The organism is Photobacterium sp. CCB-ST2H9, assembly GCF_023151555.2.
Lineage (GTDB): Bacteria > Pseudomonadota > Gammaproteobacteria > Enterobacterales > Vibrionaceae > Photobacterium.
In genome coordinates this window covers 193,520-214,217 of the sequence record NZ_CP100425.1, presented here as the reverse complement: position 1 = coordinate 214,217, position 20,698 = coordinate 193,520, and the positions used below count along the sequence as shown (strand labels likewise).

Annotated in this window: 13 protein-coding genes; 1 reads left to right on the top strand and 12 read right to left on the bottom strand. The window is 48.2% G+C overall.

The window, feature by feature from the left end; all coding sequences use genetic code 11:
• Nucleotides 1-17: 17 nt before the first annotated feature.
• On the bottom strand, nt 18-734 hold the full coding sequence (rph, locus tag L4174_RS00880) for a ribonuclease PH (protein ID WP_248144481.1): 717 nt from the start codon (nt 732-734) through the stop codon (nt 18-20).
• A gap of 188 nt (nt 735-922) precedes the next feature.
• Here rph and L4174_RS00875 point away from each other — a divergent pair, with 188 nt between their 5' ends.
• Nucleotides 923-1,786 (top strand): YicC/YloC family endoribonuclease, encoded by an 864-nt coding sequence (locus L4174_RS00875; RefSeq protein WP_248144482.1) that lies wholly within the window; start codon nt 923-925, stop codon nt 1,784-1,786.
• A 112-nt stretch (nt 1,787-1,898) separates the two neighbouring features.
• On the opposite strand, the gene L4174_RS00870 is transcribed toward L4174_RS00875, so the two are convergent.
• The 11 genes from L4174_RS00870 to L4174_RS00820 all read right to left on the bottom strand — a co-directional run bounded on the left by L4174_RS00870 (nt 1,899) and on the right by L4174_RS00820 (nt 20,688).
• Entirely contained in the window at nt 1,899-2,915 is a 1,017-nt protein-coding gene (locus tag L4174_RS00870; protein ID WP_248144483.1) for a sulfite exporter TauE/SafE family protein, read from the bottom strand.
• Nucleotides 2,916-3,018: 103 nt separating this feature from the next.
• A complete protein-coding gene (locus L4174_RS00865; RefSeq protein WP_248144484.1) occupies nt 3,019-3,996 on the bottom strand; it encodes a TauD/TfdA family dioxygenase in 978 nt (325 codons plus the stop codon).
• Between the two features lie 15 nt (nt 3,997-4,011).
• The gene (locus tag L4174_RS00860; protein ID WP_248144485.1) at nt 4,012-4,428 is read right to left on the bottom strand and encodes an ACT domain-containing protein; all 417 of its coding nucleotides are present in this window, start codon (nt 4,426-4,428) and stop codon (nt 4,012-4,014) included.
• Between the two features lie 109 nt (nt 4,429-4,537).
• Entirely contained in the window at nt 4,538-5,590 is a 1,053-nt protein-coding gene (gene rsgA / locus L4174_RS00855; RefSeq protein WP_248144486.1) for a ribosome small subunit-dependent GTPase A, read from the bottom strand.
• Nucleotides 5,591-5,702: 112 nt separating this feature from the next.
• Nucleotides 5,703-6,980, bottom strand: a complete 1,278-nt coding sequence (locus L4174_RS00850; RefSeq protein WP_248144487.1) for an MFS transporter — start codon at nt 6,978-6,980, stop codon at nt 5,703-5,705.
• Entirely contained in the window at nt 6,973-8,706 is a 1,734-nt protein-coding gene (locus tag L4174_RS00845; protein WP_248144488.1) for a non-ribosomal peptide synthetase, read from the bottom strand. The genes L4174_RS00850 and L4174_RS00845 overlap by 8 nt, the downstream gene beginning before the upstream one ends.
• Before the next feature lie 27 nt (nt 8,707-8,733).
• Nucleotides 8,734-11,790, bottom strand: a complete 3,057-nt coding sequence (locus tag L4174_RS00840) for an amino acid adenylation domain-containing protein (RefSeq protein ID WP_248144489.1) — start codon at nt 11,788-11,790, stop codon at nt 8,734-8,736.
• A gap of 2 nt (nt 11,791-11,792) precedes the next feature.
• Nucleotides 11,793-16,115, bottom strand: a complete 4,323-nt coding sequence (locus tag L4174_RS00835) for a non-ribosomal peptide synthetase (RefSeq protein ID WP_248144490.1) — start codon at nt 16,113-16,115, stop codon at nt 11,793-11,795.
• Complete coding sequence (locus L4174_RS00830) at nt 16,108-17,862, bottom strand: non-ribosomal peptide synthetase (RefSeq protein ID WP_248144491.1); 1,755 nt, start codon at nt 17,860-17,862, stop codon at nt 16,108-16,110. The genes L4174_RS00835 and L4174_RS00830 overlap by 8 nt, the downstream gene beginning before the upstream one ends.
• Before the next feature lie 45 nt (nt 17,863-17,907).
• Nucleotides 17,908-18,990, bottom strand: coding sequence for a hypothetical protein (locus L4174_RS00825; RefSeq protein WP_248144492.1), 1,083 nt, complete (start codon nt 18,988-18,990; stop codon nt 17,908-17,910).
• Between the two features lie 135 nt (nt 18,991-19,125).
• Nucleotides 19,126-20,688 carry an NAD(P)-binding domain-containing protein gene (locus L4174_RS00820; RefSeq protein ID WP_248144493.1) on the bottom strand — a complete coding sequence of 521 codons (1,563 nt, stop codon included), beginning with the start codon at nt 20,686-20,688 and terminating at the stop codon, nt 19,126-19,128.
• Nucleotides 20,689-20,698: the final 10 nt, after the last annotated feature.

The following is a 20,698-nucleotide window of genomic DNA, read 5'->3' as shown; positions in this document are numbered from 1 at the left end:
GAACCGCTCCAAAAACGTTAACTTTCCAGCGATGCCTGCTGGATATTGATGATCTCGGCAATGCCGTCTTTCGCGAGCGACAGCATCGCCATGAGTTCCTCGGTACTGAAGGCTTCGCCCTCTGCGGTCCCCTGGATCTCAATAATTTTGCCTTCACGGTTCATGATGACATTCATATCTGTCTCCGCACTGGAATCTTCGGCATAGTCCAGATCGCACACTGGTGTGCCCTGATAAATCCCGACAGAAACCGCCGCAATGGTCGTTTTCAGCGGGTTCTTCTTCAGCAGACCTTTTTCCAGCATCACATGAATAGCATCGGTCAGTGCAACCATCGCACCCGTAATCGAGGCGGTCCGGGTTCCGCCGTCGGCCTGAATCACATCACAGTCGACCGTGATCATCTGCTCACCCAGCACTTCCAAATCAACCGCTGCACGCAGACTGCGGGCAATCAGACGCTGAATTTCCAGCGTACGGCCGCCTTGTTTACCATTGGCCGCTTCACGACGGTTCCGGGAGTGCGTTGCGCGAGGCAGCATGCCGTATTCAGCCGTCACCCAGCCCTGGCCTTTGCCCTTCAGCCAGCGCGGTACACTTTCTTCAACACTGGCGGTACAAATTACCTTGGTGTCGCCGAATTCAACCAGCACCGAACCCTCGGCATGGGCAGTGAAATGACGGGTAATAGTAATCGGACGAACTTGGCTGGCACTTCTTCCACTTGGACGCATCGGATTCCACCTTGGCTGATATTGGGTGCTGAGGACAGGCCGCTCGGCGACCCGCAGACATTGACCGGCGATTATAGCCAGATCTCCGCCCTGTTGCACGCCCTGAACCCGCCTGACGATACGGATCAATTTCCATTATCTGCACTGGTGCGTATAATCTAGCCATCATTTCTTAAGGGCCATCGCCAATGATTCACAGTATGACCGCCTATGCCCGTCGCGAAGTTAAAGGCGACTGGGGCAGCGCCGTTTGGGAAATCCGTTCGGTTAACCAACGATATCTGGAAACTTATCTGCGCCTGCCAGAGCAGTTCCGCAGTCTGGAACCTGTCCTGCGCGAGCGTTTTCGTCAGCGTCTAGCACGCGGCAAGGTCGAATGCAGCCTGCGCTTTGAAGCCAACCCGGCTGCCAACACAGAACTGCGTATCAATGAATCTTTAGCCAAGCAGGTGATCAAAGCCGCCAGCTGGGTAAAAGAAACCGCCGGTGAAGGCAATATTGGTCCGTTTCAGGTGCTGAACTGGCCGGGCGTGATGGAAACCCCGGAACAGGACATGGACATCATCAATCAGGAACTGCTGACTGCATTTGACGGCGCAGTGGATGATTTCATCGCCGCCCGAGCCAGCGAAGGCGCGAACATGAAAGACCTGATTGATCAGCGTCTGGATGCCATCACGACAGAAGTCACCAAAGTACGCGCGCTGATGCCGGAAGTCATGCAATGGCAACGCGAACGCATTCTGACGCGTCTGGAAGAAGCCAAAGTCGAGCTGGACGCCAACCGCGTCGAGCAGGAACTGATTATGCTGGCTCAGAAAAGTGATGTGGCCGAAGAGCTGGATCGCCTCGATTCTCACGTGAAAGAAACCCGCAAAATTCTAAAAAAAGGCGGCGCCTGTGGCCGGCGTCTGGACTTCATGATGCAGGAATTCAATCGCGAATCGAACACCCTCGCCTCCAAGTCCATCAACACAGAGATCACCGCCTCAGCCGTTGAACTCAAAGTGCTGATCGAGCAGATGCGCGAGCAGATCCAGAATATTGAGTGATACCCGCATCACCATCAAGTTGTAAAAAAGCCCTGCCATTGCAGGGCTTTTTGTTTTCAGGGACCACAGTACGGATGCCCCCTGTCGCTGTTCTGTGCTTTTCCTTGCGTGCTTATCCTGACGTTCTCATCTGCTTCTTATTCCAGCTAAACAGTGCAAACATCACTAATAGCTGAAAGCAGAAAATCAATGCCGAGCGTTCACCCAATGGCAACAGCAGTAAGGTTGAGGCTAACTCCAGAGATGAAAGGGCAATGATCATGTGATGAATCACTTTCTTGCTGACTTTGCAGCAAACCCAGGCGCCTATCGGAGCACCGAAAATCACCACGGGAGCGGCAACATACCAATATTCAAAAATGACTTCAGCAGGCTGAGTTCCCTGAAAAAGGAAAGTGATCAGTCCGAAAATGGACGTCGTCGCCATAATGATCACACTGGCCTGCGTTGCCTGCACGATATTTAACCGAAAGTAAATGGTGAACAATGCAAACGCAAACAGATCCGCACCAGAACCGATAAAAGCACTCATCCCGCCGCCGAGGCACCCGAATGTCACCAGAGTGATCACCTTCCTGCGGCAAACCTGAATCTGCCTTTCATTAAATTTATCCGCGTAATAACCAAATAAATAAACCAGCAAGAAAATTGCGATGTTCAGACTGAACATCACTTTTACTTCTGCGCTGCTTAAAGTGGCGAACAAATACTGGGTGACAAGATAAAACCCTGAAAATGAACCGACCAGATAGAGTGCGATCCCTCGCCAGGGCAACTGATGGCGGCTCAACAAGATCAGAATGGATGCGGACGTCATGCCGATGCTTTGTATCATCAATGAGAAGTGCATTGATGATTCCGGGGGTGTCGACAGCAGTTTCGTCATCACAGGAAAGGCAACAGCACCACCGCCCAGGGGAGTTGAACCTGCCACAAAAGAGCCAACAACCATCATCACCGCAATCACGATATGTTCTGCGAATAATTCAAGCCAGCCCGGTTTAAGAAAGACAGCAGACCATACAATCAAAAGAGAAAAACAAATCAGCAGAGTTCTGGAGAAATGAACCTGCGGACTCAGTTGCTGAGGAAGGAAATTTTCTTTGAAAACACTTTTCAATGCACTCACCTGAGCACCTCGGAAAAAGATGAATACGAGAATTCACGACAGAATCAACACAACCGTTTCAAGAAGTGAGCGGGGATAAATCGATTGAATCAAAAAGAAAAAATCACTCCCGCTTCATTTGATGAAACGCAGATAACCGGATACTTCTGTCTCCGGAAAAAGATTCCCGGCCATGGCTGGTCAAAATGTTATCTAATAAAAGTACATCGCCCTGCTGCCAGTCGAACATGCGCTTTTCCTCTAGTAAAATATCCCGGATATGATGTGCCACCGGATCCGGAATATCACTACCATCCCCAAAAAACGTCTGAAAGGGCAATTTTTCTTTACCAACCGCATCGATCATCGCATCAGCAATGTCGGGATGTAAATTCGCCGCATGCCAGAAAGCAATATGATTAAACCAGCACTTTTCCCCGGTTTCAGGATGAAGAATCACCGCAGTTCGTGTTTGTGTCGTCCTTAATTCATCACCATCCCAATTGGCTGTTACGTCATGATGCTGACAATGTTTCTCCACGGCCTGGCGGGAATCCGTTAAAAAAGTATCCTGCCAGTCCAGTCCGAGCCCCGTGCCGTAATGGCGGACCAATCGCCAGCCCAGCGTTTCAAACTGTTGACGATATGTGTGATTCAGCCTGTGATAGATCCGGCGGTTATCCGCAACCGGGGTTTGACCACCGGTGCCCGGAGGAGTCAGGCAGAAAAAACAAAGGTACTGACAAATATCCAGCGACGATGAGTAGTCACTGTGCAATGAAATCGTCTCGCTGGCCGGAAAAGCTGTGGTCGTATACAGATTCGTCGCAACTTTTTCTCTTTCCGTGGCCTCTTCAAACTGGCTGATATCAACCGGTTCAAATGGCAGCTCCCTCACCATATTCAGAAATGAAGCATCATCCGGCATATCAAAGCCCCTGAACAAGATCCCTCCCTGCTCCTTCAGTTGCCTCTTTACCAGTGCTTCATTTTGGCGAACCCAGGCTGCAAGCCCGATCTCATGACTGGACGCTTCAACACGCGCAATAAAATTCGTCTCCGGGAATACCGTCGTTATCCTGATGCTTCCTTGCCTGCTCATGGTCCCATCCCTCGCTTACACAGGGTCACCATCGACGAAGTGATATCCAACCGTCTTTAAGTGAGTGATCACTTGATGCCGCTGCGTATTCGGCACCAGAACATAATCCCGATCATGCGTACAGACAGCAAACTGACTGATGCCTATCGAGGCGATGTGGCCGGTTAAGGTCGCGATCACGCCGACAATATCAAAAGGCAGATCCCCATCCACCCGCAGGCAGGACCAGTCTTTGCTGACGGACGTTGCTTTCCGGTCCAGCCATCCCTGGTATTCAGACGACAAACGCTGCACATCACACATTAACGAGATTTCATCACCCGTTACGGATAAATTAAAAAATCCGCAATCTTCCGGAAATGACAGACCCGAGAGATCAGACAGGCGATAGACGGCAATGTCATTGCTGTAAATTTTTAAAGTAAATTCCATCGTTCTGTTCAATTGGCAAAGGGGGCTTCATCAAGTGAAGCTTTCATCTGTACTCACTGACTCTCAGAAACCACCCGATAAACATAAGGAAAGACAGTTACGGGAATGGTTAAAACTCTTTGTACCGTCCCAGAACTTTCTCTTTTTCTTTCCGGTTCTTGGTCACCTGACGCCACTGTCTGTGCCGCTCGCGCTGGAATGCTTCAGGGTCATCCGCATAACGTGATTCAGTCATCAGCTTCAGATACGACTTATAACGTCTGGGTGACAGACTGCCGTCAGCTAATGCGGCCTGAATGGCGCAGCCCTCTTCCTTCTCATGGGTGCAATTACGGTAACGGCAGTCATTTGCCAGCAACTCAACATCGGAGAAGGTTTCCTCAACATTTTTCGTCGATGCCCCGATGCCAACCTGGCGTAACCCCGGAGAATCGATAATTAGTCCGCCGGTCGGCAGCATGAACAGGAATCGGTTCGACGTTGTATGGCTGCCCCGGGCCCCTTCATCACTGACGGCCAGCGTCTCCAGTACCTCTTCCCCGAGCAGGAAGTTGATCAGCGAGCTTTTTCCGACCCCTGACGAGCCAATCAGCACACAGGTATCAGTTTTTTGAATTAAGGACAGCAACTCTTCGAGTCCCTCGCCCGTTTGGGTGCTGATCGGTAATACCAGCAGGCTGGGATCAAGCCGGGTAATTTGATCGACATACTCCGACGGGTCATCCACCAAATCGCGCTTCGTGAGCACAATCGTCGGCTGAACACCCGACGCTTTAGCCAGGACCAGATAGCGCTCCAGGCGGTTCAGATTGAACTCCGCATTCATGGAGGTCGTAATGAAAATATGAGAGATATTGGCCGCGATTGCCTGCTGCGTTCCGCTGGAGCGGGTCCGGGCAAGCTGAGTTTCACGAGGCAAAAGCTCAGTGATCACATGCTCCCCCTGCAGTTCCTGGCAAATCACCCAGTCACCAATCACAGGACGTTCATCTGATTCAAGCTGAAGACGGGAAACTTCTCGCTCCGTCAGTTCGCCATTTACAACACCGATCACGCCGTACTTTTTTCCATAGTCTTTGGAGACCCGGAACAGCGCTTCAATGCTGTGTTCCCCGATATGCTGAAATATCGACTGTTTCAGTCCTAAGTCACGATGGTCCAATTGAAAACCCCTTTCAAACCGGTATCAGAAATGAAATAAGTAACAAACAACATCCCGCCGGAAAAACAGAATGTTGTTTTGAATATTTGACTCAACTTACAGCGCAATAGACTCAGGCAATTGCTTCATCATTTTGGACGGAGTCATCCTTTTTGACCTTGAAGAACTGCCGGTAATTACGGCTCAGCATGAATGAAACGGCAATCAGCGTCAGTGCAATACCCGAGCCGGTAATATAATCCGCCAGACGGTCCTGCGCTAAATCAACCAGTACACCGCCCAGCGCCATACCGATCGGAGTAAAGACGCCCATCACCATGCCCAGCAATCCAAAGACCCGGCCGTGGTATTTTGATTCGACGTTACTCTGAATAATCACTTCTGCACGAATGGAGAAAATAACGGCTGTCGCGGTTTCCATTAAAATGCAGACAAAGACCAGCCAGGGACTCCCGGAAAGTCCCATGAATAATCGGGATAAACCGGTGCCGACCAGAAATGCTGGAATCAATACCGGGGCAATGCGCTCCGGGATTTTGATCAGGCCACTCAGAGAGCTGCCCAATACGGCCCCGACGGACAGCGCGGCGAACATAATCCCGAACCAGTAAGTGCTCAGACCCAGAGAGTTTTCAACAAAGAACGGTAAAAAGGTCATTAAAGGGGCCAGAAATAAATCCATCAGACCCAGCGCGATAATCACAGCTAACAAACCCGGCACTTTGGCGGCAATCGAGAAACCTTCTTTGATTTGTGCCCCAAGGCCCTGCTTACCTTGCGCTTCATCCGCAGCGTGTTCCGGTGACGCAACTTTAATCCTTGATTCAGAAGCGGCTGAAGACAAATACGTGATCCCGTTGATAAAGAACAGCATTGCCGGACCCAGCAAGGTATAAAGAAATCCGGCACAAGACTGGCCCAGGACCTCACTGATGTTCTTTAACGTTCTGAACAACGAATTGGCTTTCAGTAACTGGCTTTTATCCACCAGCATCGGCATCATTGCCCGGCTGGCCGGGTTAAAAAAGCACATCACAATGTTGAGCGTGATTCCAGCCAGGATGACAGACGGGACAACCAGGAAATCTATGTCGAGGAAGAGCGCAAAAGCCAGACTCAACACCGCCAGCGCTGAAATGACATCACACCATACAATGATGTTTTTTCTGTTATAGCGATCTGCAAAGGCGCCGCCGAGCGTCCCAAAGATCAGATAAGGAATGGCTGACAGTGCCAGTGTTATTCCGACCATCACGCCGGATTCCGTATGATGTTTTACAACCAGAGATTCGGCAATAAAGTAACACTGTGCACCGAAGACACTGACAAACATTCCCTGTACCAGCAAAAGGAAGTTTTTATTCTTGCTGATTCCATTTTCGTTATTCATTTATTTCCTTAGACTTATCTTTTATTAAGTTCTCAATATAGGATATTTGATCCTGAAGCGTTAACTTTTCCAGCAGCTGTGACAGGTCAATACTGATATCAAAAGCTTTTGTTATTTCCATTATTAAATCGATAAACAGGAGAGAATTCCCGCCAATATCAAAAAAATTGTCTGTCAGCTCGCAAGATTGAACATTTAATATTTTTTTCCAGTACTGCGTCACGACGTTTTCAACCCGAAAATCAGTCGTATCCATTTGTTTGGCCTGCTGTGAAAATATATCTGCTATCTGATGATAATCTTTCTTGCCATTTTGGCTGATTGGCAAAGTTTCCGATAATTGAATGACCGAAGGTATCATATAATCCGGAATCTTCTCAGACAGAGCATGGCGAATTGATGCCACAGTTCGATCTGCCACACAAAGTGCTTTTAACCGCTCTTCATGGAAAATAACCGCGGATTGCGAAACACCTTGTACCTGATTCATGGCCGTTTCAACTTCAATCAGATTGACCCGGTTTCCGGCCACCTTGACTGTACGCTCTTTCCGGCCGGCAAAGACCAGCTCACCTGCTGAATTCACATATCCCAGATCACCCGTGCAGTAATATGGCGCATTAGTGTCGGGATGATGCAGGAACTTCAGACATGTTTCAGGCTCTCTGCCTAAATAACCGTTTCCGACACTGATACCCACAATACAAATTTCTCCGGTATATCGCCCGGCGGCATCCGGAGCTGCGTCGCGGATGAACACATCAGTATTGGCAATAGCACGGCCGATAGGCGGCGGTTCCGAACCCGCATGATGCGTGACATCCGATGCGGCGACACCAATCGTACACTCGCATGGACCGTATTCATTCACCACCCTGACAGCCGGGAACTGACGCCTGTGCTCCGCCAGTACCTCTGCCGTGACCTCTTCCCCTGCCAGTGTAATTGTATCCAGTGAATGCGCGACATCACCGGAAAAGCACAACAGTCGCTTATACAGGCTCGGAACAATGGCAAAAGACGTGATGGGATACCGGCCGATCACATCGATGATATAGTCACAGTTCGCACGCTTGTCTGCCGAAACCAGATACAAAGCACCGCCACAGCACAACATCGACAAAATGTCCGAGATAGCGCTGTCAAACGACAAGGGAGCAAACTGTAACTTCATACTCCCGGCATGAAACTGGTAATACGCCAGCTTCCAGGTGATGTAATTTTCAATCGATTCATGACGAATCACGACTGAATTCGGATGCCCTGTTGAGCCCGACGTCGAGACAACATAAGCCGCATCTTCTGGATTGATAAGTGCGTCCTGCCCCGGATTCGCATGCGCAAGATCTGCAGAAAGAGCGATCACCGGATAGTGTCTGGCATAACAGCATGTGCTGTCGGTATGGACGATGATCTTCGGCTGCACATCAGCCAGAATCCGATGATTGCGCTCAGGCGGCGCATCAAAATTCAATGGGTGGTAGACCGCTCCGGCCTTCATCACGCCAAGCATGACCGCCACAGCATCTGCTGATTTGGGCAGACAAACACTGACAACCTCTCCCTGGCAAACCCCTTGCCGGGATAAGAGATCCCGGACAGCATTTGCCCGGTACTCTAATTCACGATATGACATCACCCCGCTATCCGTATAAATTGCAGGATGTTCACTGAGAAAACTTGGCGAGCTGCGATAGAGCTCTAGCACACTTTTAAAAACAGACATTCGCAAATCCTAAACAGTCTGGTGAAATCACTCATGCGAAGACGCATTCCGGCCAGAGAACATGAAATTGCCAGATAATGCTGAAAAACTGGTTTCAGGTTCCTCCAGGAAGCATGCAGCGATCTGTTCGAACCGGTCTGATATTTCTGAAATTTTGCCTTCTGAGTACACATCTCTGGCAAACACTAAATTCAAATCAATATCGTCGTTATCAAGCTCAAAAATAAAACTCAAATCAAATAGGTTTGTTTCGACCTCAAGAGGCAGCTTCTTCCATTGGATTGAGGTCTCTTCATGGAACGGTTCAAATTCGGTTTCAACCACAGTGACCCAGTACTGAATGGCAGCGGACGGAAATTCAGAAACCAGCTCAATGTACGAAATGCAATCGTGCCTTGCGGATTCAATCAGACTCCGTTCACATGCACTGACCACATGACTCAGGGAGCTTTGTTCAGTGATCACGTTATTCAGCAAGAATGTCTCAGCGTACAAGCCAATCTGATCAAGCCGCGCCTTCTGTTCGCGATTTGCCCGGACCGTTCCTAAACGAACCTGCTCACTGGCGCTGTAACTCCGGATTACTAATTGCACCAGAGATGCCAGCACCACGAACAAGGTCTGTTTGTTGTCCAACGCAAACTGCCGCAGTGACGCAGCTAACCTGGCGTCAAGTTTCCGAGAACTCTGACCGCCATGGCCGCTTGGGACCGAATTTCGCTCGGCACAGACAGGCACCGTTGCCACGGCGTCATGGTTTAAGATTTGACGCCAATAGAGCCAGGCAGCCTCTCTTTCCGTATCCGTGACTACCTTCGGCTGATAGATACCCGCAACAGGCAACGCTTCCTCAGCAGCTGCAGACGCATCTCCATGACAATAACCAAGGTAAATCGACTCCAGTTCCTTCAGGAAGACATCGTGTGACCAGCCGTCGTAGACAGTGTGATGCACTTTCAGCACCAGGAAAATCTCGTCGCCAGCGTCAAACACATCAACCGCAGAGAAGGAGCCATGTTCAACATCAAGCGGTTGTCTCAGAGCTTCTTCGACTCGCTGCTGCACAATTTCAGCAGGCTCAGCAGACAGATCGTGCTGCCGGATCATTTTCTCCGCATCTCCGACCTCGAGGAGGATCTGTTCCCCCTCAAGCCGTAAGGACGTTCTCAATGATTCATGCTTGTTTAACAGAGCCGTCAGGGTTTTCAGCAGGAGCGCACAATCGATATTGCCGTAGATCTGATAGGCGTAGCTGAGGTCATAAATATCGGTCCGTTCGCTGCTCAAGCTGGCAAACCAGATGCTTGCCTGCGTATGGGTCGCTTTTGTCTTTCCGGTTTGCGCATTCACCGCCGTTGTTTCCTCAGTAACGGAAACAACGGGAACCATTTTCTCCGCCACCTTAGCTAAGGTACGCAGTTCTAAAATGTCTGAAAACTTCAGCGCATAACCGGCAAGTTCCGCGACCAGCCGAATGGCCAGTACACTGGTACCGCCCAACAGAAAGAAATCATCATCCTGACCGACGGTTTCAACCTTCAGCAGTTTCTTCCAGTATTCCGCCAATATGGCTTCGTGTTCTGTCAGCACTTCCGGACTGCGGGCAGACTGATTCTTCAGCGATTCAGTCGCCTGCTCTTTGAGCAGGTTCCTGTCTATCTTGCCGTTCTGATTTTTAGGCAAACGGTCCGTCAGCTTGATATGAGCGGGGATCATATATCCGGGCAATGCTGCTTTTAATGAGGCCAGCAGACAGGTTTCATTCACGTCTGAACCCGGCAACGATGCAACATAGGCGTACAGCAGTTTAGACTGCGCTAGCTCAACGACAACCACACAGCACGATTCCACACCCTGCTGCCGGAGAACGGTATTTTCAATTTCACCGATTTCGACCCGATAACCCTGTATCTTGATCTGCCTGTCCTTGCGCCCATAGAAATCGAGTTCACCATCCGGCCGTCTTTTGACCAGATCACCCGTCAGATAAATCACGCCAGCCTGATGATCCTGAACAAATTTCTCTTTCGTCAGTGTTTCCCGGTTCAAATAGCCGTATCCGACCCCAATCCCCGAGATCCCCAGTTCAAATACATCCCCCTCGCTCCCGGCAACGTCGTAAAGATGAAAATGCATGTTGGCAATCGGATGACCGACCGTGGGCACCGCCGGACCATTTTTCGCACATGGCACAATGGACTGGAAAATGGCACATTCGGTGGGACCATACACGTAGTACAGCGCCTTACCGTCTGCCCACTGCGCCACAATCTTTTCGCCAAACATTTCTCCGCCGGTCACCACCGTTTTAATGGTTGGAAATTGCCCGGGCAGCAAATGGGTTAAGAAGGTCGACATGAAAAAGGCTGTATCCACCGCCTGGTCATGAATCAAGGTTTGGAGGGCATCCAAATCATAACGCTGCGCATTGGTCGCAATCACAAGGGTGCTGCCACTCAGCAGTGACGTGAAAATCTCCCATACCGAAACATCAAATCCAATCGAGGAGAACTGCAGGATTTTACTGCCGCTCGCTATCGCCATTTCAGCAATCGACTGCTCAATCACATTCAGTAATGCCTGATGAGAGATAATGGCGCCTTTGGGACGGCCGGTACTGCCTGAGGTGTAAATGGCATAACAGCTTGAACGGTCTGTTGTGGCTTTGCCCGGCAGAGATGTGTCTTTTCCCTCTGTTGCCTCATCAAGACAGTCAAAGGGTATCCGGCTATCAATATTGGCTGCCAGACGCTTTTCCGTCAGCACACAGGCATGCGCCACATCATCCAGAATCTGATTCAGCCTGAGCGGCGGCGTATTGGCGTCCACCGGGATAAATGCCCGGCCCGATTGAATCACAGCCAGGATTGCAGCGATCAGTTCAATGCCTTTATCCAGATACAGATAGACATAATCACTGCCGGGGGAACAACGATGAAGCCGTTGTTGATACTCTTCTGCCAGGGCATACAATTCGGCGTAAGTCACCGCCTGATCCTGGTAGATGACCGCTGTTTTCTGACAATGCCTGGCCGCAATGCTTTCCAGAGACTGAAGTAAACGACTTTGATTAACTGAGTACATAACTACACCGCGACCTGATTAGAACTGACGATTTCATGAAGCTTCCGGGAAAACACCGCAATGAAATGTGCGATGCTTTCTTCGCGATACAGTGAGGTATCAAACAAAACATCCAGCACGATATCGTCCTGTTCAAAATTGATATAGAACCAAAAGTCATTTTGGGAAAACACCCGTTCCGGGGTAAACGACTGTTTAATCGTATGTTTTGAGCCCGGTATTTCGGGTATATCCAGCGACTCTAACGTCAGACCGACATCAAACAGCGGAAAGCGCCCCTTGGGCCACTTGATTCCTTTATCCGAGATCATCCGTTCGAACGGATACGCGCCATAGGCCATGCTGTCGGCCAGAGTTTGAGAAACAGCGTGAATGACTTGATCGGTCGCTGTATGAGCCGCGATATCCATCGCGACCGGTAGCGGATTTAAAAAGCAGCCGACTTCCTCGCTGCTGAGCAAGCGGCGGATGTTATATGGAAAGCCAAACGACACCCGGGAGGACTGAGTGATGTCGCTTAACATCAAAGCCAGAGCCGATGACAGCACGGTAAATTCGGTGGTCCGGTAGCGCCGGGCTGCAGAAGCAACCTCGCGTCTGAAGCCGGACAGGACATGATGACAGACACTGCCCGCCCCGGTTTTTTGTTCTCTGGGAAAGTCTGCAGGCAAGTTCAGCTGGTAAACGTCCCCCCCTGCCGGGCTCTGGGCCCAGTACTGCTCGGCCTCCCGGAGATACGTTGCATCAATTGCATGTTGTTCGCCGTGTGCCTCTGAATCACTGCGTTCCACTGCACCTGCAGCAAAAGAATGCCTTTCGATATCTGCCATGATCCTGTCAATGCTGAAAACATCCGCGATAGCATGATGAATCAGCATGACGAAATATCGTTCTGTACCATGGTGCAATAAATAAAACTGAAACAGCTGGGTTGTCAGAGATAGACTGCTTTTGAATATTCGGTTGAGCGTTTCTTCCAGCGAACCGTCCTGAATTTCCAGTTCCTGATAAACCTGGTCGATATCAACAGTCACAGGCTTGCTGGTGATCCTTCCTTTTTCAAACAGGAATGCAGAAGACAGAACGTCATGCTGACGGATGACCGCCTGACAAGCCTGACGCAAGTGAGCCACAGGAAATTCTCTATCGAACTTCCAGTAATCCAGAATGTTAAAGATTGATTTATCCTGCTGGAGTAGGCTCGTCACCAGATAGCGACAAGCCGAAGCGGAAGCGCTCCAGACATCACTGGCAGTTGAGTGCGCCTGACGGCCCTTTGTTGCCGTCTCGTAAAGTGACAACCATTCCTTGAAGGTTGAACGCGTCATCAACGCTTTCAGTGGAATTGGATTGGCCAGCGACTCATTCAGATCTTTTGACAGCTGAATGAAATCCAGACTGGATGCCCCCAGCTCATAAAGACTGGTAGTCTCGCAGATTTCCACATTACCCAGCGTTTTACGCCAGATTTGCTGAAGCTGCTCTGCTGGCAAGAATGCCGCCGTTTGCTCCAGCGAGCTCAGATAATCCTGTGCAATGCGTTTTAAGGCTTTTCTGTCGACTTTTCCGTTCACCGACAACGGAATCTCAGCAACATCAAGATAATGCGCAGGAACCATTCGGGCAGGCAGAAATGTCAGTAACCGCTCACGATTCAATAATCCGGTGTTCGTCCCCTGCTCATACAGACACAGCAACGTCCCAATATTATCGTCCCCTTCGACATGAACCAGATGAAAGCGGTTCACGGACAGTGTTTCGGCAATGACCCGCTCGACTTCTTCTAATTCAACGCCCGCCCCGGCTATTTTCACGAAGTTATCTACCCGTCCGACAAAGCGCAATTCACCTGCCGCATTCCGGGACGCCAGATCGCCAGTCCGATACATTCTTTGTCCGTGAATCGGATGAGCGACAAATTTCTCTTCCGTGACCGCCGGATTTCTCAGATAGCCTTGTGCGAGGCCCGGACCGCTGACACAAATTTCGCCGACTTCATTGTCAAAGCAAAGCCCCCACTTCGGATGAATAATATCAACCAGATGGTGAGCAATGCCTTTGCCAATCAGTACCTCATCATCTTCAGGACCAAACTGATAAACGGTACTCCAGACTGACGTTTCAGCCGGACCGTATTCGTTATAAACCTCGGTCTCCGGCAGACTCGTCTGGTGATGATGAATTAAAGACATGCTGAGAGTATCGCCGCATAAAACGACCTGTCTGACCCCTTTCAGGCTGTCGGAGTGGCTTTCTAACAAGACTGAATAAATCGCAGGCACCATCATGAAATGAGTGACCCGATGGCTTTTGATCAACCGGGCTAATGCAGCCACATCATTTCTGTCACTGTCGCGAAACAGCACCAGCAACGCGCCGGACAGTAAGGTAGAAAAGTAGTCGTTCACTGCGGAGTCATAAAACACGGATGGATACTGAAGAATGACATCACTGGTATCCAGGCCGTAGTAATGCTGACGGTAAAGCACGGTATGGGTTATGCCCTGATGAGGAACCACCACACCTTTCGGCAACCCCGTTGAGCCCGACGTAAAAATTGTATACGCAATGTCATCCGGAGAGTACGCCAGCGCCAGATTCTCAGAACTTTCATCAGACTCAAACAACGCCCGATCCGTAACAATTCCTTCAGAGCGAAGTCCATCCAGCATCCCTTCAAACACCGGGCTCGTTATCACCAGATCCGGCTGCGTGAGTTCAAGCTGGTTGCGCAGCCGCGCCTCCCCATCATACGGGGACAACGGTACATACTGGGCACGGGTTTTGAGGATACCGATAATGATCGGCAGCAACAGAGCACTACGTTCCATCAGAATACAGATGGTTGCCTGTGGCCGAATCTCAAAGGCGTTGATGAGTGTTCTCGCAATTGTATTTGCTTTTTGATTCAACCAGTCAAACGTATAGATTTCCTGCTCAAACCGGATTGCCGGGCATTGGCTGTATTCTTGTACGGCTTTTTCAAATTCACGGATCAGATGACTGGGCTCGCTGTGAAATGACAGCTGTTCTTCCGTCTTTTGATAAACGTCATCATTTATTTGACTGATCGCGACATTTACATCCGGGTGTGACAGTGTTTTTTCAATCAGCTGTTGTAAGGCCAGACACATTCCATGGAACGTTGATTCATGCTGGTAGTGGTCAGCCCGCCCCATTACTTTGATATTCAATGAGGAAGCCGTTCGGCAGGCCGAAATCACCAACGGAAAATCAATTTTCTCATTGAAAGAGCTCAGATATTCCAGTGCTCCGTGTGCCCCGGCACTTTCCGTAAATTCCAGCAGCGCAGAGGCCCGTGTCACATCGACGCCGGACTCAACAATCAGATCGTACAGTGAGGCCTTTCCGTTGATCAGCCCTTCATAGAAATCATCCTGAATCTGCGCAAGGAGATCACCGAAATGCTGCTCAGGCTTCACATGACAACACACGGGCAAATAACTTGAATATAATCCGACATCTGTGGACGCGTTCCAGTAACCGCGCTGGTCCAGACTTGTATTCAGAATAAATTTCTCTTGATCAAAATGTCTGGCAATAAAAATCTCGCTAAGCGCCAGCATCAGAATAAAAGGCGTGACTTCAGCAGATTCAACAACATGGTTAAACCGATTCAGTGCCGGCTCCCCAAGCTGAAACGCATAGGAAAAAGCAGCATCGTCAGCCCGATCGATCTGTTTTTCGAGATTGACCAAAGCCACGTCTGACTGATAGTCCGTCAACCGGTTCCGCCAGTAACTGAGCTGTGACGCTCTCTCTTCGCTGTCATGCCAGGCAATAACTTCATCAGTGTAGGCCTGGTAAGACGCCAGATCAGCCGATGCTGTGGACGGTTCAAGTTTGCCTGCCAGCTCTTTTTCCAGCCGCGCCTCAATCCATGCCAGTGTGTGCGCATCACAGACAATATGATGAATGGACAGGATAAACTGACAGCAGTTTTCCCCGGGACTGACCGATACTTTGACCAGCTCGCCCTGCTCTAGATCTGCGCGGGTAAACTGGTGTGATGACAGCACGTCATTGTCTTGGTTCTGCTGAACCGAAGGCGTATACCCATGGGCAAAACACACTTCCACAACATCCTTTGTGCATCTGAATCGTGCACCCAGCACAGGCAAATCAGAGATGACCTTCTGAATGGATTTGCTCAGCTGTTCCACGGCGCAATTACGCACCTGATAACGCTGGCTGATTTTGTACAAATCACACTTCGCGGCATTCTCCAGAAACATTTTGTACAGCACAGCCTGCTGAGGATGTGCCTGCTGCCATGGTGTGTACGAACCGTAAACGTTATGCATCTGATACTGCTCCATCCATCAGATCTTTTAACGACTGCTTCGATGTAAGGAGGTCTCTGATATTGATCTCGATGCCGAATTGCTTCTTCATCTCGGATCTCAATTTCAGGGCCACTAAACTGGAACCCCCTAACTCCCTGAACGATTTCGAATGGTCAAAGTGATCAATACCCAGAATGGTTTTAACCGATTGTTCACGGGGATCATCATGAGACAGAGGAGCAGCCGCTTTTTGCTCAGTCAGAAAATGGACGTAAGTCGTGGTCATCTCTTTGAGCGCCACTTTTCCATTTTCATTGTAAGTAAAGTGCTCCAGCTGAATGGCCTTATGTCTGACAGAAGAAGGCACGGCATTTGTAAACACGGGAACCTGCCCTGCTTCTGCCGAATCAGCAAGAATATAAAACACGAGTAAGTCAGTATTTAAAATTGCCTTTACATCATCTGAAAGACTGGTGATACGGACACTGCCCACAACATAATTGGTCTTTAATATTTGATTTTCGATTTCCGAAAGACTGAGTCTGACGCCGGATATCTTGACCTGATCGTCCCGTCGCCCTTCGAAAACAATGTCACCATTGGAATCAATATATCCGAAATCGCCAGACTGATAGGCCACAGCTCCTGAGTCACAGGCGATAAAGCTGCTGTTATCATGATTCAGATACCGGCACATACCTATCCCGCGAATATAAATTTCACCGACCTCGCCGTCTGGCATGGGCTGCATATGCTCATCGAGAATTTCAATGACAGTGCCGCTGAAAGGTTGGCCAATCGGTAAGCTTTTCAGGTTGTGATAATTTTCCTGATCGATGACATAGTGAGTCGCAAGCATGGTTGTTTCAGTCGGACCATAAATATTCGCGACAACATCAGCATCAAAACAGGACAGAGTCTGCGCCAGCACATCTTTCGTTAAAACATCGCCGCCCAGAAACAGATACTTCAGTTTCACCTTTTCTTCAAAATCGGAAAACTCACACAGCGCCTGAATAAACGAAGGCACCTGATTAATAAAGTTGACGCTGTATTGCTTAATGGTATTCAGATAACCGGAGATTTCATTCAGGTGTACCTGCGGCGGGGTGATGAGAGTGCCACCACAATATAAGGTGGAGAGCGTGACAAAAAGAGAGATATCGAATGAAACGCTGCAACACCAGAGTGCATTCAGGTGATGGTCGAAACCCAAATCTCTGGTCGTATTGGCAATACGCTGGCTGATGTTTTCAGCACTGACAAAAACAGGCTTTTTCTTACCCGTACTGCCGGAGGTGAAATAAAGAAATCCACCCGATTCAACACCGGTCTCAGGTAAATCGTCCGCATCTGAATCCAGAACGGGTTGAGCAAATGCAGCGTTCTCAAGTGTGATCCCCAGATCAGATGCCACCAAAGGTTCTGAAAAAGAAAGACCAGAATCATTCATCAAGGCTTTCTGAGTATCCGCATTGAAATTGGTTACCTCAATCGGATAAACGACAGCCCGCGCCTTTAACAGCGCCAGCATACAGATCAGGCTGTCATTTGTCCGGCCGGCAACGAGCGGTACAATATCTCCCGCCCGGATCCCTTTATCGCTGATCAGCAGAGACGCCAGCTGATCAGATTGCGCTTCCAGCAGAGCATAAGAGATAGACCCTAAATCACCATTTAAAGCTAGCTTATCTGGTGTTCTTTCCGCATTGTCTTTGAGCTTTTCGAGGACAGTACCGAACTGTGACAGTGAATTACATTCCATTGTGCTACCTTCAAAATCCAATTTAAGGTCTGATTTTCCCGCGTATTAACTAATACATGGACAGCCCGCTGATTTCACACGTCTCAGCGACTTTTTCTCTTTCACTTCACCGGCAATCATGACTTCGTCTGACGTATAGACGACAGTGTCCGGACAAATAATATCGATGTGATATTGGGTCCACGGCGTTAAGCCGAGCCCCCAGTGGACAGTGCCATTGCTACCGCCATAACATTCATTGGGTGAACGGTTTCCTTTCTGGAAATCGATATCCTGATTGGTCCCGAAGCCAATCTCCCAAATGATTCTGTAGCGCGAGTCGATATCAAATAACTTCTCTAACATCACAATCGCGGGATGATTTTCGATGTCACTACGTAGTGAAGTAATCACGCCATGCTCGACGGTTGCAATAACCGGCACTTCATACAGTGGTTCTAATGCATCGAAAATTTTATTCTGGTCTTCTCTTAAAAAAGACACAGAGCCACTGTTCACAATGGGATACCCGCGAAAAGCAATTTCGCCCTGAATATTTAACCGTTTTTCAGCATTGTAGTTTCCGTGAAACAGCGGCAATACGCTGATTTCACCAGAGGGCACAAATTGCTGCTCTCCCCAGCTGAGACGGCCCAATTGCTCAAACCAGCAATATTCGTCACTGTCGTGAAGAAAAACGGCTTCGCAACCATTCTTTTTATCAACAAACTGGATGTGGTCGGATTCTTCGATATGGTCAAAGAAATAATCCGCCCAAGCTTTTTGAGCATCAGGATCAGTCAATTCCATCTTCTCTAAGAAATAACTTATATCGTCCAAGAATATTTCTGTAGAGTTACATGGCATTGAAATAATCTTACACTTCTCTGCAATTTTCTCTGCCGGTGGCGAAGAGAATAAGACATGAGGAGAAATGACAAGGAAATGGGTTTGATGAGCTAATTTTTGATGGTCCAGAATGTCATGAAAGCTTTCTGGTGTATCACAAGCAATTATTTTTGTTGATAGATAGTCATTCTCCGTTGATATTTCGAACTTGTCAGAGAATTCACTATTCGTCAGCAGGACAAAATCACAGTTTTCAGACTCACCCAACTGCTTATATTTTTCTGGTCTTATTACAATCATAAGTCCTCCATATGGTCCCCACAGATGTGGGGACCATACCGGTTTTAGCCGATCAGGTTGCCTAAGTACTGGCCATTCTTGTTACGGCTGATTTTCGCTTTTTTCTGTACGTTTGACTTTTTCATGATATTTTCCTTATGAACAATAGTTATCTAACGTTTCATGTCTCTCACCTTGAGACATGTTTTTCCTTTCCAATGGCAAAACCATTTTCAAGAAACTTTGAAAAGGAGTCGTATACATTTCCTTATCCCATTCATTCTGCAAGTCTTCAGGGATATGGTACTCCTCTACGATGACACCATCCTGGTAGACCCGGAACACAGGATGGATAAATGTACTGCTGTCGCCATCATCCGGCATCCGGATAACATTAAATGGATCGGGATGCTCTTTCTTGCCGTATTCAAATGTGAATCGGATATGGCTTGATTTCTGATATATCTTTTCAATGAGATCAACCGGCATATCGACAACATATTCAACATTGCCATCATTGATAAGCAGCACATCGCTAATAAATCCAGGCTGCTGATATAGCGAAGAGTTACTATGAATCCGGTACATGATTTTTTCATAGACAGATTCAAATGAATGTAATCTCTCACGGTGAAACGCATCTTTGCCTTGCTTCATTTTTAATATTTCAGCTAATGCTTTCACGTTGTACCTGAATCCATGTATGAAACCAGAAAACGACTGCTTATAATCACGCATATGCATGATCGTTCCGGCGAAATACATCCCCTCAACATTGGTAGATTCCCAGAATTCTGTCATTCTCGGATATTTCTTATTCTCTGTAATCTGAGGGACTGCAGCACCTTGAAACATACTGTCGTCAAAAGAGAAACCGATGCAAGAAATAATCTCATCGACAACAATCTGCCAGTGCTGTCCATTCGCGTGAGTATAAGAAAAATCAACAATATACTTATCATTGTCTTTGGTGATTTTTGTCACTTCAGCATCAAGGATGGTGTTCTGCGACTTTAACTGATAGGTATCTAAAATATTGTTATTCACTGCTCTCAAATGCCCGACATAATGTGTTTTCCAGGCCAGCTTCACTGGTGTCGGGCTTAACAGATGGATGACAGATGCGGTTTCAACCAAATTATCAGCCGTTTCGAAAGCAGAGTTGCCTTTTCCTAAGATCAAAACAGATTTGTTTTTATAATCATCAGGATTAATTGAGGCTTTCGTGTAAGTTTTCACATATTCACTGCCAGGAAAACAAGGCTTATTTTCTTTTGCCAATCCAGTCGCGATAATGAGTTTCTCACATGTGTAAACCTTACCGTCAGCATCCTTTAATGAAAAGTGTTCATCTTTATCAATGGATACAATATCGGCATTGTAAGTCACCTTCAGTCCAAACTTATCTTTAAAATCATTCAGATACTGAACTAAATCTTTTGCATCAGGAAAATATTTCTCAGAGTAATGTTTAAAAAGAAATCCTTCATCATTTAATAACGAATTCCAGTCCCAACGAAGATTGATTTCATCATCATTATAGCCTGTATAAACTTTATTAATAGAAATCAGCTTGCCATGCTTCGGTAACGTTTTAAATGCATTTCCGGAGCAATCACCCTTTTCCAGAATCAAATAATCTTCATTTGATTTCTCGAGATAATAAGCGAGCTGTAATCCAGCGGGTCCAGCGCCAATAATGATATATTCATGATGCATAATCAAATTC

Excerpts from the sequence above, each read along its gene's own strand:
- L4174_RS00840 (WP_248144489.1), bottom strand. The coding sequence starts at position 11,790 with ATGTACTCAGTTAATCAAAGTCGTTTACTTCAGTCTCTGGAAAGCATT.
- L4174_RS00835 (WP_248144490.1), bottom strand. The coding sequence starts at position 16,115 with ATGCATAACGTTTACGGTTCGTACACACCATGGCAGCAGGCACATCCT.
- L4174_RS00860 (WP_248144485.1), bottom strand. The coding sequence starts at position 4,428 with ATGGAATTTACTTTAAAAATTTACAGCAATGACATTGCCGTCTATCGC.
- L4174_RS00845 (WP_248144488.1), bottom strand. The coding sequence starts at position 8,706 with ATGTCTGTTTTTAAAAGTGTGCTAGAGCTCTATCGCAGCTCGCCAAGT.
- L4174_RS00830 (WP_248144491.1), bottom strand. The coding sequence starts at position 17,862 with ATGGAATGTAATTCACTGTCACAGTTCGGTACTGTCCTCGAAAAGCTC.
- L4174_RS00820 (WP_248144493.1), bottom strand. The coding sequence starts at position 20,688 with ATGCATCATGAATATATCATTATTGGCGCTGGACCCGCTGGATTACAG.
- rph (WP_248144481.1), bottom strand. The coding sequence starts at position 734 with ATGCGTCCAAGTGGAAGAAGTGCCAGCCAAGTTCGTCCGATTACTATT.
- L4174_RS00850 (WP_248144487.1), bottom strand. The coding sequence starts at position 6,980 with ATGAATAACGAAAATGGAATCAGCAAGAATAAAAACTTCCTTTTGCTG.
- L4174_RS00865 (WP_248144484.1), bottom strand. The coding sequence starts at position 3,996 with ATGAGCAGGCAAGGAAGCATCAGGATAACGACGGTATTCCCGGAGACG.
- L4174_RS00825 (WP_248144492.1), bottom strand. The coding sequence starts at position 18,990 with ATGATTGTAATAAGACCAGAAAAATATAAGCAGTTGGGTGAGTCTGAA.
- L4174_RS00875 (WP_248144482.1), top strand. The coding sequence starts at position 923 with ATGATTCACAGTATGACCGCCTATGCCCGTCGCGAAGTTAAAGGCGAC.